A 16,617-nucleotide genomic window follows, 5' to 3' on the forward strand; every position below is an offset into this window, starting at 1 on the left:
GCAGGGTCTGAACGTTCAGGCAAGTCTCGATCAAGCAGGAGTTATCAGATGGCCCGTATAACGGTTGAACGTGAACATGGCTTGGGCAAGGAAGCGGCCCGTGAAAAGGCTGAGAAGTTGGCGCAGAAACTGTCCGACAGCTATGGCCTGGAGCCCACGTGGGAAGGCGACACGCTGAAGCTCAAGCGCTCCGGGGTCAAGGGCGAAGTGCATGTAGGCGAGGATTCGATTCGCGTCGATGTGGAGTTGGGCATGTTGATGTCGGCCATGAGCGGCACGATCAAGGGGGAAATCGAAAAGGCGCTGGATAAGGCGTTGGCTTGATTGATTGGAAACGCGCAAAACTTAAGTTGAGCACAATCTCCTGTGGGAGCGAGCCTGCTCGCGAAAGCGGTGTGCCATTCAATACTGATGTCGCTGATACCCTGCATTCGCGAGCAGGCTCGCTCCCACATTGGAAATCAGATGTCTCGGGATTTGTGTCGGTTGTTAGGGTGCCGTTTCTAATTATTGCCACTACTTTGTGCCTGAGCCCGTCCGTGTGCGGGCAGTTCCTCAAACCTTTTTCGAGTGAGGTGCACCATGGCCAAAGTTATCCTGAAGAAAAAAACGGACGTTGAATCTTCCACGCTGAGCGACGTTAAAACGTATGCGCGCAAGATCTGGCTAGCGGGCCTGGGCGCCTATACAAAGGTCGGCCAGGAAGGCAGCGAGTACTTCCAGGAGTTGGTAAAGGCTGGCGAAGTAGTTGAAACCAAAGGCAAAAAGAAGATTGCCGGGAAACTTGAAGCGGCCAATAGCGAACTGATCGAAGCCAAGTCCGAGGTCAATACGTTCAAGGCCAGGGTCGAAGTTCAACTCGACAAAGTCGAGAAAGTATTCGACGCCCGTGTTGCAAGTGCCTTGAATCGTATCGGCATTCCGTCTAAACATGACGTTGAGGCACTCTCTGCTAAGCTCGATGAGCTGACGGCATTGCTCGAACGTGTCGCGCGTAAACATTAAGGAGAACGGGATGGCTGGCAAAAAAATCACCGAAAAAGAAGGCAGCTCGTGGGCCGGGAAGATTGAAAAGTACTCCCGCAAAATCTGGCTTGCTGGTTTAGGCGTGTACTCGAAGATCGACACTGACGGCAGCAAACTCTTCGAGTCCCTGGTAAAGGACGGCGAGAAAGCCGAAAAACTCACCAAGACGGCAGTCGGCAAGCAAGTCGACGCAGCCAAGGACTCTGCCGAGTCCGCCAAGTCGCGCATCAGCGGCGCGAAGGACCGTGCGTTGGGCACATGGGGTGAGCTGGAAGGGGCTTTTGACAAGCGCCTGAACAGCGCGATCTCCCGTCTGGGCGTGCCCAGCCGCAATGAAGTCAAGGAACTGCACAACAAGGTCGACACCCTGACCAGGCAGATCGAAAAACTCACCGGGGCCAAGGTCACACCGGTTGCGACCAAGGCTACGGCAACCAAGACGGCGGCGGCCAAGCCTGCGGCGAAGGCGGCGGCCAAGCCACTGGTCAAGGCGGCGGCCAAGCCTGTGGCAAAAGTGGCGGCCAAGCCTGCGGCCAAAACCGCAGCGGCCAAACCAGCTGCGAAGGCAGCGGCCAAGCCGGTAGCAACCAAGGCTGCGGCTAAACCCGCAGCTAAACCGGCGGCGAAAACCGCCGCAGCCAAACCGGCTACCGCCAAACCGGCAGCCAAGCCAGCGGCAAAAGCGGCGGCCAAACCTGCGGCCAAGGCAGCAGCGAAACCCGCAGCGGCCAAGAAGCCGGCCGTGAAGAAACCGGCTGCACCAAAAGCGGCTGCACCGAAGGCGCCAACCGCCGCCGCCAAACCGGCAACAGCTCCGGTGAGCACGGCGAACTCCGCCTCGGCTCCAACCCCGGTGGCCACGCCAACATCTACGCCGACTCCATCGACGCCTCCCACCCAGTCCTGATCTACAGAGCTGAAAAAAACGCCCGGCCTGTAATGGCCGGGTTTTTTTTGCGCCATAGAACCCTACTGTGGGAGCGAGCTTTCTCGCGATGGCGGTGTGCCGGTACACATTGTCGTTGAATGTGCCGCAGCCATCGCGAGCAGGCTCGCTCCCACAATGGGTATGCCACTGCCACTGCCGTTCGTTATTCGTGCTCTTCCAGATACCGCAACGCCATTTGCTCGGTGGCGACCTTGATCGCCGGCGGCAGGTGTGGCGCCACCAGCATCATGACCTGATAGACCACCAGGCGAACGTCGCCTTCGCGATCCAGGATCCGCTGATAGTCCAGGGAAAACAGCAGGGTCATGGTGACCTGTTCCACCAGTTGCCCCAACGCCTGGGTGTCGCTGACCAACAACCCCTGGGCCTTGAGTTGCGCCAGCAATGAGGCCAGGGTTCGCTTCAGCGCGTTGAGCAACTGGCGAATACCCTTGGCCAGCTTCGGCAGGCGCCCGGCCAGGTTCGACAGGTCCTGGAACAAGAACCGGTACTGAGCGAGGCGTTCAACGATCAGGTGCAGGAACAGCCAATAGTCCTCCGGCGCCAGCTGTGCATCGGCAGGTGGGTCCAACAGTGGCGCCAGCTCGGCCCGGAATCGCTCGAACAATCCGAGTATCAGCGGTTCCTTGCCGTGGAAGTGGTAATACAGGTTGCCGGGGCTGATGCCCATTTCGTTGGCGACTTCCATGGTGGAAACGTTCGGCTCGCCCTTTTCGTTGAATAACTGCAGGGCACATTCAAGGATACGGTCGCGGGTCTTCATCCGGTCTTCTTTATGGTGAGTCGTGCCACGGTCCGCGATGCGGCCGTGGTGAGGCCTTCAGCGCACCCGTACATAGTTTCCGGGCGCGGCTTCCAGAGGCGGATATTTGCTGTTGCCCAGCGCCATGACCGTTTCGCGCTGTTCGCCGGAGCGTTCCTGGATCCAGCCCAGCCACTGGGGCCACCAACTCCCCTCGACGTGCTTGGCGTCGTAGTACCAAGCCCTGGGGTCGCTGCTCAGCTTCGGGTTCTCGATGTAGTTGGCCTTGGGGTTGCCCGGCGGGTTGAGAATGCTCTGCACGTGACCGCTGTTGGACAGCACGAAACGGCGGTCGCCCCCCAGCAGCAGCGTGGAGCGGTACACCGCGTCCCATGGGGTGATGTGGTCGTTGATGCCCGCCACGCTGAAGCTGTCCACCGTGACTTTTTGCAAATCGATCGGCGTGCCGCACACCTCCAGCGCGCCCGGGCGGGTCAGCGGGTTGTGCTTGAAAAAGTCCAGCAGATCGCCGTGGTACGCCGCCGGAAGCCGAGTGCAGTCGTTGTTCCAGTACAGGATGTCGAACGCCGGCGGCTCCTTGCCCAGCAAGTAGTTATTGACGAAATAACTCCATATCAGGTCGTTGGGGCGCATCCAGGCGAATACGCGGGCCATGTCGCGCCCGTCGAGAATGCCTCGCTGGTAGGAGCGACGCTTGGCGGCTTCGAGAGTCTGTTCGTCGATGAACAACGTTGCCGGGCTTTCCATCTCGCTGTCCAGCAGGCTGACCAGGTACGTCGCACTGGCGACCCGGCGCAGCTGGCGCTTGGCCTGCAAATGGCCTTGCAAGGCGGCGATGGTCATGCCGCCGGCGCAGGCGCCCAACAGGTTGACTTCCCGTGCGCCGGTGATCGCCCGGCAGACGTTCATGGCTTCTTGCGTCGCCTCGACATAGCTGGACAGGCCCCATTCACGATGGCGAACGTCGGGGTTGCGCCAACTGATGATGAAGACCTGCAAGCCGTTTTTCAGGGCGTATTGGACGAGGCTATTTGAGGGGCTGAGGTCGAAGATGTAGAACTTGTTGATCTGCGGCGGCACGATCAGCACTGGCGTGGCGAATTGCTTTTCGCTCATCGGTTTGTACTGGATCAGTTCCAGCAGCTCGTTGCGAAACACCACCGCACCGGGTGTGGTTGCCAGGGTCTTGCCGACTTCGAAAGCCTGGGGCGTGACCTGCCGGGGCAGCCCATCGTTGTGCAGCAGGTCGTCCACCAGGTGGCTGATGCCACGAATCAGGCTGGTGCCGCCGGAGTTGAACAGTTCCTTGATCGCCAGCGGATTGAGCAACGTATTGGAGGGCGACACCGCGTCGTTGAGCAGGGAGAAGGTGAAATGGGCACGGGCGCGATCGTCCTCGCTCATGTCGCTTTCGTCGATCCAGCTCCTGACCTGCTTTTGCCAGCTCAGGTAGGCTTGCAGGCTACGACGATAGAATGGATTGAGCTGCCAGGTCGGGTCGGCGAAGCGCTTGTCGTTGGGGTTGGTGGGGTGCAGCGTTTCGCCCAGCAGCACGCGCCCCAGTTGACTGCCCAGCCGCAACGCATGCCGGGCGCTGTGCACCGGATTGCGCAAGCCATGAGCGGCGACGTTGCGCAAGGTAGAAAGCAGGTCCCTGCCGCGCAGGCCGGTGACCGCGCTCTGTGCATTGATGAAACTGGCAGGGGCGGGCATGGAACCCTTCGCCGGTTTGTCGCGCATGAGTCAACTCCTTCGTCATCAGGCTAAAAACAAACACACCGAACCAGACAACATAGACGCTGTTTCGGGTAGTTGCGTGATCCGGCGTCCTGCCAGGCGCAATGGGCGGTGTCAGCCGCCACCCAGCGGTGCGGGATGTGGGTGCATGACCGCGCGCTGACGTTCTTCCTCCAGGAATTTCATGATGATCGGTGCCACGGCCTCGGCCCGTGTGATCAGGAACAGATGGCCGTCATCGATGATGTGCAACTGAGAATTGGGAATGCGCCAGGCCAGCATGCGCATGTTGATCAGGGGAATCAGCGGGTCGTCGTCTCCGGCCAGGATCAGCGTTGGCTGGTGGATCTTGTGCAGCCAGTGGATGCTGGTCCAGCCAAGGCCCGCGAAAAGCTGCCAGTAATAACCGAGCTTGCCGGCCGAACGCACCTTGGCCGCGTGACGGGCCGCCAGGCTTGGGTCGCGGCGGAACGAGCCGCCGTAGATCAGTGGAGCGATGCGCATGACATGTGACGGCTGCACGTAGCGCCGGGGGCTGGCCATCATCCACAGCACCTTCGGCTTGCCGGGCACCATGACCGCGCCGGCGGCCGTGGCGGCGAGCACCAGCTTCTTGCAGCGCTCCGGATAGTCGTGGGCGAACTGCTGCGCCAGGGCGCCGCCCCAGGACACGCCGATCACGTTCACCTGCCCGTAGTCCAGGTAATCGAGCATCCGCGCGGTGAGCTTGGCCAGGCCGGGAAAGCGATACGGCCGGCTCGGTGTAGACGAACCGCCGACCCCGGGCACATCGAAGGCGATCACTTCCAGGTCCGGGTCCAGGGCCTCGATGAATGGGAAGACCAGCTCCAGGTTGGCGCCGATGCCGTTGAAAATCAGCAGCGGGGTCAAATGGGGCTTGCCGGGACGTACCGCGGTGCGCAAGGTCTGGCCATCCAGGTCGACGGTACGGAAGATGTACGGTTGCGGCATGCTTCAAGCCCTGGGGTTAAAAAAGCAGAATGGCAGCTTCAAGCTTCAAGCTTCAAGCTTCAAGCTTCAAGTTAAGGCGCTTGTAGCTTGTAGCTTGAAGCTTGCGGCTCACAGCTATCTTTCATGCACGTAAGTGCCCGGCGCCGCCTCACCGGCCACGTAGGTCTTGTTGCCCAGCACCGAGGGCGCTTTCTTCAGCTTGCCCGAGCGCTCGGCCTGCCAGGCTTGCCAGTGCAGCCACCAGGAGTCGGTGTGCTTGGTGGAGTTTTCCATCCAGTCCTCGGCCTTGGCCGGCATGTCCTCGCTAGTCATGTAGCGCGACTTGGGGTTGCCCGGCGGGTTGAGGATGCTCTGGATGTGGCCGCTGCTCGACAACACGAAATCAATCTTGCCGCCAAACAGCTGCGCCGACTTGTAGCAGGACTTCCACGGCGTGATGTGGTCGTTGGTGCCGGCCAGGGAAAAGATGTCGGCAGTGACCTGCTTGAGGTCGATCGGCGTACCGCATACTTCCAGTGCATTGGGGCGGGTCAGCGGGTTGTTCTTGAACATCTCGATGAGGTCGCCATGGAACGCCGCCGGCAGTCGCGTGGTGTCGTTGTTCCAGAAGAGAATGTCGAACACCGGTGGTTCGTTGCCCAGCAGGTAGTTGTTGACCCAGTAATTCCAGATCAGGTCGTTGGGACGCATCCAGGCGAAGACCTTGGCCATGTCGCGGCCTTCCAGTACGCCGGCCTGGTAGGAATGGCGCTTGGCCGCTTCCAGGGTCTGCTCGTCGACGAACAGGGCCACGTCGGTGTCCAGGGTCGTGTCCAGCACACTCACCAGCAGCGTCAGGGCATTGACCTTCTTCTCGCCGAGCGCGGCGTAATGGCCCAGCAGCGCGGTGCAGGTGATGCCGCCCGAGCAGGCGCCCAGCATGTTGACGTCCTTGCTGCCGGTGATGGCCGTGACAACGTCCACCGCTTCCTTGAGCGCTTCGATATAAGTCGACAGGCCCCACTCGCGCTGCGCCTTGGTGGGGTTGCGCCAACTGATGATGAATGTCTGCACGTTGCTGCGCAGGCAGAAGCGCGCCAGGCTCTTATCCGGGCTCAGGTCGAATACATAGAACTTGTTGATTTGCGGCGGGACCACCAGCAGCGGCCGCTCATGCACCTGCTCGGTGATGGGGCGGTACTGGATCAGCTCCAGCACATCGTTGCGAAACACCACGGCGCCTTCCGTCACGCCCAGGCTTTTGCCGACTTCGAAGGCGCCCATGTCGACCTGGCTCGGCATACCGCCGTTGTGCACCAGGTCTTTTGCCAGGTGGGACAAACCGTCGAGCAGGCTCTTGCCGCCGGTTTCGAAGAAGCGCTTGACCGCCGCCGGGTTGGCCGCCGAGTTGGTCGGGGCCATCGCCTCGGTCATCAGGTTGATCACGAAATGCCCGCGGCTGATGTCCTGGGGCGAGAGGCTGCTGTCGTCGATCCAGGCGTGCAGCTCCTTGCGCCACGCCAGGTAGGTTTGCAGGTAGCGTTTGTAGAGCGGGTTCTGGCTCCAGGCCGGATCGGCGAAACGACGGTCGTCGCTGGTGGGCTGCAACTCGGACTTGCCGAACAGGACCTTCCTCAGCTCAGCGCCGAAATGGGCCACATGCTTGACGCTGTGAAGGGGTTGTCTGATGGTCTGGGTCAGCACCATCCGGGCAGAGGCCAGCAGGTCCTTCCTGCGCAAGCCGACGACGGGATTCAAGCCCAGGGTGTTTTCCGAGGCTTGGTATTTCAACTCATCGTTGTTCTTGTTGCTCATCTACGACGCTCCATTGTCCTTCAGACGAGTACCGGGGCCGTGCCGTGAAGCCGCAAGGCCAATACCAGGTACGCTGCTCGGGGTGACCATTAATTCCGCATCGAGGGCAATGAGGAAACGTGTGCCAGGAACTCGCCGGTTCCTTTGCAGGGAACTTGCCAGCTCCATTGGTTACCCGAGTTTAATTTTTTTCGCAAGCAGGCCAGTCATTGACGATGCTGCGCAGGCATTCAAGCAGATGAGTCTAGAAAATTCGCCCTAAAGCGCCAGCCCTTGAGCTAGAGCATCAGCTTGACGACGGACTCGTTCGGATCGCGGGTTTTTCCGGCGGCCTTGAGCTCGGCGAGATAATCGTTCCACAGGACTTCCTGGCGCACTGCCAACTGATACAGGTAGTCCCAGGTGAACAATCCGCTGTCATGGCCGTCGTCGAAGGTCAATTTCAGTGCGTACTGGCCGGCCGGTTCAACCTTGGTCAGGCCGACGCCGAGCTTGCCGTATTGCAGGATGGGCTTGCCGTGGCCCTGGACCTCGGCGGAGGGCGAGTGCACCCGCAGGAATTCCGCTGGCAGGTGGTACTCCTCGTCTGGCGCGTACTTGAGCGTCAGGGTCTTGGAGGCTTTGTGCAGGTTGATGGCGGTGGGGAGTTTGGTCATGGCCTATGATCCGTCTCTGAAGGACGCGTTGATCTGCAAAACGACGCGGTTCATGTGGGAGCGAGCTTGCTCGCGATAGCGGTTTGACAGTCAATACATGGATTGAATGTTGTGCCGCCATCGCGAGCAAGCTCGCTCCCACAGGTCCGGGGAAACCTGTCGGTGGCTTACAGGATATAGCGCGACAGGTCTTCGTTCTGCGCCAACTCACCCAGGTGGCTGTTGACGTACTCGGCGTCGATGCGGATCGGCGCTTCGTTGTGGGCGCTGGCCAGGTCGCCGGCGCTGAACGAGACTTCCTCGAGCAGACGCTCAAGCAGCGTGTGCAGGCGGCGGGCACCGATGTTCTCGGTCTTTTCGTTGACCTGCCAAGCGATCTGCGCCAGGCGCTTGATGCCTTCGGGCGCGAACTCGATGTTCAGGCCTTCGGTCTTGAGCAGCGCGCAGTATTGCTCGGTCAGCGACGCATGGGGCTCGCTCAGGATGCGTTCGAAATCTTCCGGCGACAGCGCCTTGAGTTCAACACGAATCGGCAAGCGGCCCTGCAACTCAGGAACCAGGTCGCTCGGCTTGCTCAGGTGGAACGCGCCGGAAGCGATGAACAGGATGTGGTCGGTCTTGACCATGCCCAGCTTGGTATTGACCGTGCAGCCTTCGATCAGCGGCAGCAGGTCGCGTTGCACGCCTTCGCGGGACACATCGGCGCCGCCGACGTTGCCGCGCTTGGCGACCTTGTCGATCTCGTCGATGAACACGATGCCATGCTGCTCGACCGCTTCCAGGGCCTTGGCCTTCAATTCTTCTTCGTTGACCAGGCGGCTGGCCTCTTCATCGCGCACCAGCTTCAGCGCTTCCTTGACCTTGAGCTTGCGGCTTTTCTTCTTGCCCTTGCCCATGTTGGCGAACAGGCTCTGCAGCTGGTTGGTCATCTCTTCCATGCCCGGCGGCGCGGAGATGTCGACACCGGCCATCTCGGCCACTTCGATCTCGATCTCCTTGTCGTCCAGCTGGCCTTCGCGCAGGCGCTTGCGGAACAGTTGGCGGGTATTGGAATCCTGGGTCGCGGCGGAGTCGGCATTGAAGCCCATACGCGCAGGCGGCAGAAGCGCATCGAGGATGCGTTCTTCGGCGGCGTCTTCGGCGCGATGGCGAACCTTGGTGATTTCCTGCTCACGCAGCAGCTTGATAGCGGCATCGGCCAGGTCGCGAATGATCGACTCGACGTCGCGGCCCACGTAGCCCACCTCGGTGAACTTGGTGGCCTCGACCTTGATGAATGGCGCATTGGCGAGCTTGGCCAGGCGACGGGCGATCTCGGTCTTGCCGACACCGGTGGGGCCGATCATCAGGATGTTCTTGGGTGTTACTTCGACGCGCAGTTCTTCAGGCAACTGCATCCGGCGCCAGCGGTTGCGCAGGGCAATGGCGACGGCGCGCTTGGCATCGTCCTGGCCGATGATATGGCGATTGAGTTCGTGGACGATTTCGCGGGGAGTCATGGACATAATAATTGGCGGTCCTCAAGCGGAAGTCTGGGCCTGGATGGGCTCACTCCGCGAGGTCCTGCTCCTCAATGGTCTGGGTGTGGTTGGTGAAGACACAGATGTCGCCGGCAATGCCAAGGGCTGTCTCAACGATTTCCCGGGCCGACAGGTCGGTTTTTTTCAACAGGGCGCTGGCGGCGGCCTGGGCGTAGGCGCCACCGGAACCCATGGCGATCAAGCCGTCTTCAGGCTCAACGACGTCACCGTTGCCGGTGATGATCAGCGAGGCATCCTTGTTTGCGACCGCGAGCATCGCTTCGAGGCGGCTCAGGGAGCGGTCGGTACGCCATTCCTTCGCCAGCTCGACGGCGGCGCGGATCAGGTGGCCCTGGTGTTTTTCAAGCTGGCCTTCAAAACGTTCGAACAGGGTGAAGGCATCGGCGGTGGCCCCGGCGAAACCGGCGATGACCTGGCCGTGGTACAGGCGGCGGACTTTCTTCGCGTTGCCTTTCATCACGGTGTTGCCCAGTGAAACCTGGCCGTCGCCGCCCATGACGACTTTGCCGTGACGGCGGACTGAAACGATGGTGGTCAAGGGAAGAGTCTCCACGCAGCGGGGCGAAAATGCCCGGATGGAACTCATATGGGGGTGGCGTGGGGTTTTTCAACTGCAAGGGCGCGGAGGGGATGAGTGGTCCCTCGCTGTTTTTGGCAGAGGACTTCTTTGTGGCGAGGGAGCTTGCTCCCGCTGGACCGCGCAGTGGTCCCAAGCTTTTAGGGCTGCTACGCCCGAGGCGTCGGACCGACCCAGCGGGAGCAAGCTCCCTCGCCACGAAAAGCCTCGCAGCCATAAATGCCTTCGTTGGAATCAGCGGCTCTGGCGTTGTTGTAACAACAGGTTGCTGAAGCCGCTGCCGGCCAGTTGTTTCTGGGCCTTGGTCAGCTCTTCCCGATTGCTGAACGGGCCAACCAGTACCCGGTACCAGGTTTCGTCCTTCACCGTGCCGGATTCCACCGAAACCGACTGGCCCAGCAAAATGATCTGTGCCCGGACCTTGTCGGCATCGGCTTCCTTGCGGAACGAGCCGGCTTGCAAGAAGAACTTCGTCACTGGCGCAGCCTTTTGTACGGGCGGCGCGGGTGGCGGCGTGATGCCAGCCAGGGCCGCCTGGGCGCGGGCGGTGTCGATCTTGGCGGCTTCGGCCGGGGTCACCGGTGTGGCCGGCACCTGAGGCACTTGTGGTGTCGGCAGGGTTTTCTCCGGCACGGCATCGGGCGGCACGATGACTTCCGATTCCGGCAGCAGGGTATAGAAGTCGTACTTCGGCTTCACCGGTTGCGTCGGGCTCGGCGGGGTCTTGTTGGCCTCGGCGATCCGCGTGGCTTTCTGCTGCTCTTGCCGCACGCGCTTGACGTCATCGCCCTGGCCCGGCTCCAGCTTCATCAGAAAGACAATGAAAGCGCCGACGGTCAGGCCGATGGCCATCCACAACCAGCCCGGAATCGGCTTTTTGGCCGGGGGCTGGTAACGGCTGGCGCCGCGTTTGGGTGCAGGTTTTTTCTTGGCGGCCAACTTACATGCGCTCCAGGGTTTCCAGGCCCAGCAGTTCCAGGCCTTGCTTGAGCGTACGTCCGGTCAGCGCGGCGAGGCGCAAGCGGCTCTGCATTTGTGCCGGGGTGTCGGCGCTGAGGATCGGGCAGTTCTCATAGAAGCTGGAGAACAGGCCAGCGACGTCGTACAGGTAGGCACACAAAGTATGCGGTGTACCTTTGTCTGCGACGTTGTTCAGCACCTCGCCGAACTGGGCCAGCCTGGCCGCGAGTTCCTGCTCGTGGGCGGCCTCGAGGACAATCTGACCCTCCACTTCGTCGAAGCGTTTGCCGAGCTTGCGGAACACCCCCGCCACGCGGGTGTAGGCGTACAACAGGTACGGCGCGGTGTTGCCTTCGAAGTTGAGCATCAGGTCGAAGTTGAAGCTGTAGTCGCTGGTGCGGTGTTTCGACAGGTCGGCGTACTTCACCGCGTCGATGCCGACGACCTTGGCAATGTTGCGCAGTTCGTCTTCGGCCAGGTCCGGGTTCTTGCCCTTGACCAAGGTGTAAGCGCGGTCCTGGGCTTCGGTCAGCAGGTCGATCAATTTTACGGTGCCGCCGTCGCGGGTCTTGAATGGGCGGCCGTCGGCGCCGTTCATGGTGCCGAAGCCCATGTGCTCCATTTCCATCGGGTGGGTCACGAAGCCAGCCAGGCGCGCCACTTCGAACACTTGCTGGAAGTGCAGGGCTTGGCGCTGGTCGACGAAATACAACACCCGATCGGCCTTGAGCACGCCGTTGCGGTAGCGTACGGCCGCCAGGTCGGTGGTGGCATAGAGGTAGCCGCCGTCGGCTTTGACGATGATCACCGGCAGGGGCTCGCCATCGGCGGTCTTGAACTGCTCCAGGAACACGCACTGGGCGCCGTTGCTTTCTACCAGCATGCCCTTGGCGCGAAGGTCGTTGACCACGTTGACCAAGTCATCGTTGTAGGCGCTCTCGCCCATCACGTCGGCCATGGTCAGCTTGACGTTCAGCAGCTCGTAGATTTTCTGGCAGTGGGACAGGGAGATGTCCTTGAACTTGGTCCACAGCGCCAGGCACTCGGCATCGCCGGCCTGCAGCTTGACCACCAGGCCACGGGCGCGGTCGGCGAATTCGGGCGATTCGTCGAAGCGTTGCTTGGCGGCGCGGTAGAAGTTTTCCAGGTCCGACAGCTCGTCGCTGGTGATGGGGTTTTCCTGCAGATAGGCCATCAGCATGCCGAACTGCGTGCCCCAGTCGCCGACGTGGTTCTGGCGGATCACGGTGTCGCCGAGAAACTCCAGCACGCGCGCCACGCCGTCGCCAATGATGGTCGAGCGCAGGTGGCCGACATGCATTTCCTTGGCGAGGTTAGGGGCCGAGAGGTCGACTACGGTGCGCTGCAATGGCCCGGCCTTGCGTACGCCAAGGCGCGCGTCGGCCAGGGCCGCGTCGAGACGCGAGGCCAGGGCCTGGGTGTTCTGGAAGAAATTGATGAAGCCTGGGCCGGCGATATCGGCCTTGCTGACGTTCTCGTCGGCCGGCAGCGCTGCGATGATCTTTTCCGCCAGGTCGCGAGGCTTCATGCCGGCCGGCTTGGCGAGCATCATCGCGATGTTGCTGGCGAAGTCGCCGTGGGTCTTGTCGCGGGTGTTCTCGACCTGAATCGCCGGCGACAGGCCTTCTGGCAGCACACCTTCAGTGACGAGTTGGGTGATGGCTTGCTGGATGAGCTGGCGAATGGTGTCTTTCATGGTCTTCTCTTTCAACCGCAGGCGCGGCGGCGCTTCGATGCGCTGGTGGAAAAACTGGGCATTATCCGTGGCGCGGGCGAGCTTGCCAACTGTAGCGGGTTGGTTGGGGATGTGTGGTGGTTGTTCGGACGCCTTCGCGAGCCGGCTCGCTCCCACATTGAAATGAGGTTTCCGTGGGAGCGAGCCTGCTCGCGAAGGCGGCGCCTGGGTCAGTACAAATCCACCGGATCCACATCCAGCGACCAGCGCACCGCCCGCCCGCTGGGCATCTGTTCGAGCACCAGCAACCAGGCATTCAACAGCCGATGCAGCGGCGCCCGGGCATTGGCCTGCAATAAAAGCTGGGCACGATAGCGCCCGGCGCGTCGTTCCATCGGCGCTGGCACCGGGCCCAAGAGTTCGATGCCGGTGAGGTTCTGTTCCGCCAGCAGACGCTCCGCCTCGCTGCACGCTTCATCCAGAAAACCTTCAGCCTGCCCCGGTTTGTGAGCCTCGGCCCGCAACAGCGCCAGGTGGGCGAACGGTGGCAGCCCGGCGCCTCGGCGTTCGCTCAACGCCTGCTCGGCGAAGGCAAAATAGCCTTGCTCGGTCAGTTGTATCAGCAACGGATGATCCGCCAGGTGGGTCTGGATGATCACTTTGCCTGGCTCTTCGGCGCGCCCGGCGCGGCCTGCGACCTGGACGATCAGCTGCGCCATGCGCTCGCTGGCGCGGAAATCGCCGGAAAACAGCCCGCCATCGGCATCCAGGATCGACACCAGCGTGACACGGGGGAAGTGATGCCCCTTGGCGAGCATCTGCGTGCCCACCAGGATGCAGGGCTGGCCTTTTTGGATGGTGGCGAACAGATTGTTCATCGCATCCTTTCGGGAAGTGCTGTCGCGATCCACGCGTAGCACCGGATAGTCGGGAAACAAAATGCCCAGCCGCTCTTCGGCGCGCTCGGTGCCGGCGCCCACGGGACGCAAGTCGACTTTCCCGCATTGCGGGCAGTTCCTCGGCACACGCTCGGAGTGCCCGCAATGGTGGCAGCGCAGTTCGCCGTAGCGTTGATGGACGGTCATTCGTGCATCACAGCGCTCGCAACCGGACATCCAGCCGCAATCATGGCACAGCAGGGTCGGGGCGAACCCCCTGCGGTTGAGGAAGACCAGGACCTGTTGCCCGGCTGCCAGGGTCTGGCCGATGGCTTGCTGCATCGGTCCGGAAATACCGCTATCCAGTGGACGACTTTTCACATCCAGGCGCAGGAAGCGCGGTTGCTTGGCGCCGCCGGCTCGTTCGTTGAGGCGCAGCAGGCCGTAGCGACCGGTGTAGGCGTTGTGCAGGCTTTCCAGCGAGGGCGTGGCCGAGCCAAGGACGATGGGAATGTTTTCCTGGCGGGCGCGCACCAGCGCCAGATCCCGCGCGTGATAGCGCAGGCCTTCCTGCTGTTTATAAGAACCGTCGTGCTCTTCGTCGATGATGATCAGGCCGGGATTTTTCATCGGTGTGAACAGCGCCGAGCGGGTGCCGATGATGATATCTGCCTCGCCGTCCCGGGCGGCGAGCCAGGCTTCCAGTCGCTCGCGATCGTTGACCGCCGAGTGCACCAGGGCGATTCGCGCATTGAAGCGTTGTTCGAAGCGCGCCAGGGTTTGTGGGCCGAGGTTGATCTCCGGGATCAGCACCAGGGCTTGTTTGCCGGCTTCGAGGGTCTGGCGGATCAGTTGCAGGTAGACCTCGGTCTTGCCGCTGCCGGTGACGCCCGCCAACAGAAAGGCGTGGTAGCTGTCGAAGCCCGCGCGAATGGCCTCGCAAGCGGCCCGTTGCTCAGCGTTGAGTGGCAGTTCCGGCTGGGCCAGCCAGTGTTCATGGCGTGCGCTCGGAGCATGCCGGCGGACTTCCACCTGGACCAGGTCCTTGGCCAACAACAGGTCGAGGCTGTCCTTACTGAGCATCAACTTGCTTAATAACGGGTGCGCCACGCCATGGGGATGCTGGGCCAGGGTCGCCAGGGCTTCGCGCTGGCGCGGTGCGCGGGCAATACGCGGATCGTCCAGCGAGGCGCCCGGTGCCGCCGACCAGAACCGCTCCTGGCGCGCCTCGGCCGGTTCGCCCTGGCGCAACAGCGCCGGCAGGGCCCAACTCAGGGTGTCACCCAGGCTGTGCTGATAATACTGGGCGGTCCACAGGCATAATTTGAGCAGCGGCGCCGGCAGCGGTGGCGTCGCATCGAGTAGGGCCAGGGCTGGCTTGAGCTTATCGACCGGCACTTCGCTTTGATCGCTGACTTCCACCAGGATGCCGATCATTTCCCGCCGGCCGAACGGCACGCGCAGACGCATGCCCGGTTGCAACTGGGCACGCGGCACTCCAGCCGGGGCGCGGTAATCGAACAGGCGGCGCAGGGGCGATGGCAAGGCGAGGCGCAGGATGGCGTCGGGCACGCGGGGATCTCGGTAAACGAACAAATTCGCAAGTCAATGTGGGAGCGAGCTTGCTCGCGATGGCGGCCTGTCAGTCAACATGCATGTGGCAGATCCACCGCTATCGCGAGCAAGCTTGCTCCCACAGGGGTGTGGTGGGGGCGAGCCTAGCAGACGGTTGGTACAAGGCATAGCTTGCGTGAATGACGATGTCTGGTAGAATCCGCGGCCTAATTACGTGCGGTATTCAACAATAGTGTTGGGTGGCGGCACGCTAGCCTGAGGAAAACACCATGAAAACCGATATCCATCCAGACTACCCAGTTGTTGCAGTCACCTGCAGCTGCGGCAACAAGTTCGAAACCCGTTCGACCTACGGCAAAGCCCTGGCGATCGACGTTTGCAACGAATGCCACCCGTTCTACACCGGTAAGCAAAAGACTCTGGATACCGGCGGTCGCGTTCAGAAGTTCGCCGATCGTTTCGGTGCTTTCGGCAAAGTTACTCCGAAAGCCTGAGGCTAATCATTTTGGAAAGTCTTTCGGGCTATTCCAGACTGATGAAAAAGGCGTCCCTTGCGGGCGCCTTTTTTGTGTCCGCGATTTGGCTTTGTGGTGCTCAGGCGTCCTGCCCTTCGCCGGGTGAGCTGCCCGAAGTGGCCGTTCAGCGGGTCGTGGACGGCGACACCGTTTACCTTGAGGACGGTCGTCGCATCCGCATGATCGGCCTCAACAGCCCGGAGCTGGGCAAGCGCGGGCGTGCAGACGAACCGTTCGCCGTGGCGGCGCACCAGCGACTCGAGGCCTTGGTGGCCGCCAGCGCCGGCCGGGTCAAGGTATTGCCGGGTCGGGACGACCGCGATGATTACGGGCGCACGCTTGCTCATGTCTACGACCGCCAGGGCCGAAACCTGGAAGAACAGTTGATTGCCGAGGGGCTGGGTTTCCTGGTGGCAGTCGCGCCGAACGTTGAGTTGGTGGAGTGTCAGCAGGCGGCGGAACGCCAGGCGCGGCAAGCAAGGCTCGGGATCTGGAAGAAATCCCCTGTCACGCGAGCCGAGCAAATCAAGGCGCCCGGCTTTGCGTTGGTCAGCGGCCGTGTAGACAGCGTGCAACGCAATCGCGGCGGTATCTGGATCGAACTGCAAGGCGCGGTTGTCCTGCACATCGCTCCCAACCTGCAGCGCAATTTCGATGCGTCGATGTTGAAACGCCTGCAAGGCCGCACAGTCGAGGCGCGCGGTTGGGTCATCGATCGCTCTCGACGTGGAGCTACCAAGCAGGGGCAGGCGCGATGGATGTTGCCGCTGACCGATCCAGCAATGTTGCAGCCGGTGCTCTGAGAAAATAATTGTAGACATTTATTTGCTCGATTGTATGCATCAAGCCCGTGTGTTTCGCTGCTCTTGGCCCAAAGTCGTAGGGCAGGGCGCTTGACAGGAGTGACTGGTCAGTCTTGTAGGGACTTTGCGAGGCGCGTATCCTCGGCGGTCCGTCTGTCCAACACAGTAAAAAGCG

Annotated in this window: 15 protein-coding genes; 5 read left to right on the top strand and 10 right to left on the bottom strand. The window is 61.7% G+C overall.

Annotated elements, in window-relative coordinates:
• Window positions 1–48 precede the first annotated feature (48 nt).
• From ACLK1G_RS20165 to ACLK1G_RS20175, 3 genes are all read left to right on the top strand, one after another.
• Window positions 49–324, top strand: a complete 276-nt coding sequence (locus ACLK1G_RS20165) for a polyhydroxyalkanoic acid system family protein (RefSeq protein WP_420767028.1) — start codon at window positions 49–51, stop codon at window positions 322–324.
• Between the two features lie 258 nt (window positions 325–582).
• Window positions 583–1,005 carry a phasin family protein gene (locus tag ACLK1G_RS20170; protein ID WP_420767029.1) on the top strand — a complete coding sequence of 141 codons (423 nt, stop codon included), beginning with the start codon at window positions 583–585 and terminating at the stop codon, window positions 1,003–1,005.
• Between the two features lie 10 nt (window positions 1,006–1,015).
• Entirely contained in the window at window positions 1,016–1,933 is a 918-nt protein-coding gene (locus ACLK1G_RS20175) for a phasin family protein (protein WP_420767097.1), read from the top strand.
• 184 nt (window positions 1,934–2,117) lie between these two features.
• Here ACLK1G_RS20175 and ACLK1G_RS20180 read toward each other — a convergent pair whose 3' ends face one another.
• The 10 genes from ACLK1G_RS20180 to ACLK1G_RS20225 form a co-directional block, all read right to left on the bottom strand.
• On the bottom strand, window positions 2,118–2,738 hold the full coding sequence (locus ACLK1G_RS20180; protein ID WP_420767030.1) for a TetR/AcrR family transcriptional regulator: 621 nt from the start codon (window positions 2,736–2,738) through the stop codon (window positions 2,118–2,120).
• A 57-nt stretch (window positions 2,739–2,795) separates the two neighbouring features.
• Window positions 2,796–4,478, bottom strand: coding sequence for a class II poly(R)-hydroxyalkanoic acid synthase (gene phaC, locus ACLK1G_RS20185; RefSeq protein WP_420767031.1), 1,683 nt, complete (start codon window positions 4,476–4,478; stop codon window positions 2,796–2,798).
• Between the two features lie 111 nt (window positions 4,479–4,589).
• Complete coding sequence (phaZ, locus tag ACLK1G_RS20190) at window positions 4,590–5,447, bottom strand: poly(3-hydroxyalkanoate) depolymerase (RefSeq protein ID WP_039592414.1); 858 nt, start codon at window positions 5,445–5,447, stop codon at window positions 4,590–4,592.
• Between the two features lie 114 nt (window positions 5,448–5,561).
• Window positions 5,562–7,241: a class II poly(R)-hydroxyalkanoic acid synthase gene (gene phaC, locus ACLK1G_RS20195; protein ID WP_420767032.1), complete on the bottom strand. Its 1,680-nt coding sequence runs from the start codon at window positions 7,239–7,241 to the stop codon at window positions 5,562–5,564.
• A 278-nt stretch (window positions 7,242–7,519) separates the two neighbouring features.
• Window positions 7,520–7,897, bottom strand: coding sequence for a gamma-butyrobetaine hydroxylase family protein (locus ACLK1G_RS20200; RefSeq protein WP_420767033.1), 378 nt, complete (start codon window positions 7,895–7,897; stop codon window positions 7,520–7,522).
• Window positions 7,898–8,064: 167 nt separating this feature from the next.
• Window positions 8,065–9,402 (bottom strand): ATP-dependent protease ATPase subunit HslU, encoded by a 1,338-nt coding sequence (gene hslU, locus ACLK1G_RS20205; RefSeq protein ID WP_039592417.1) that lies wholly within the window; start codon window positions 9,400–9,402, stop codon window positions 8,065–8,067.
• Between the two features lie 43 nt (window positions 9,403–9,445).
• Window positions 9,446–9,976: an ATP-dependent protease subunit HslV gene (gene hslV, locus ACLK1G_RS20210; protein ID WP_007968352.1), complete on the bottom strand. Its 531-nt coding sequence runs from the start codon at window positions 9,974–9,976 to the stop codon at window positions 9,446–9,448.
• A 273-nt stretch (window positions 9,977–10,249) separates the two neighbouring features.
• Window positions 10,250–10,954: an SPOR domain-containing protein gene (locus tag ACLK1G_RS20215; RefSeq protein ID WP_420767034.1), complete on the bottom strand. Its 705-nt coding sequence runs from the start codon at window positions 10,952–10,954 to the stop codon at window positions 10,250–10,252.
• Between the two features lies 1 nt (window position 10,955).
• Window positions 10,956–12,692: an arginine--tRNA ligase gene (gene argS / locus ACLK1G_RS20220; RefSeq protein ID WP_420767035.1), complete on the bottom strand. Its 1,737-nt coding sequence runs from the start codon at window positions 12,690–12,692 to the stop codon at window positions 10,956–10,958.
• Between the two features lie 209 nt (window positions 12,693–12,901).
• Window positions 12,902–15,121 (bottom strand): primosomal protein N', encoded by a 2,220-nt coding sequence (locus ACLK1G_RS20225; RefSeq protein WP_420767036.1) that lies wholly within the window; start codon window positions 15,119–15,121, stop codon window positions 12,902–12,904.
• A 272-nt stretch (window positions 15,122–15,393) separates the two neighbouring features.
• On the opposite strand from ACLK1G_RS20225, the gene rpmE reads away from it, so the two are divergent.
• Complete coding sequence (gene rpmE / locus ACLK1G_RS20230; protein ID WP_305497356.1) at window positions 15,394–15,618, top strand: 50S ribosomal protein L31; 225 nt, start codon at window positions 15,394–15,396, stop codon at window positions 15,616–15,618.
• 41 nt (window positions 15,619–15,659) lie between these two features.
• Entirely contained in the window at window positions 15,660–16,442 is a 783-nt protein-coding gene (locus tag ACLK1G_RS20235; protein WP_420767037.1) for a thermonuclease family protein, read from the top strand.
• Window positions 16,443–16,617 lie beyond the last annotated feature (175 nt).

The organism is Pseudomonas algeriensis (assembly GCF_048847255.1).
Lineage (GTDB): Bacteria > Pseudomonadota > Gammaproteobacteria > Pseudomonadales > Pseudomonadaceae > Aquipseudomonas.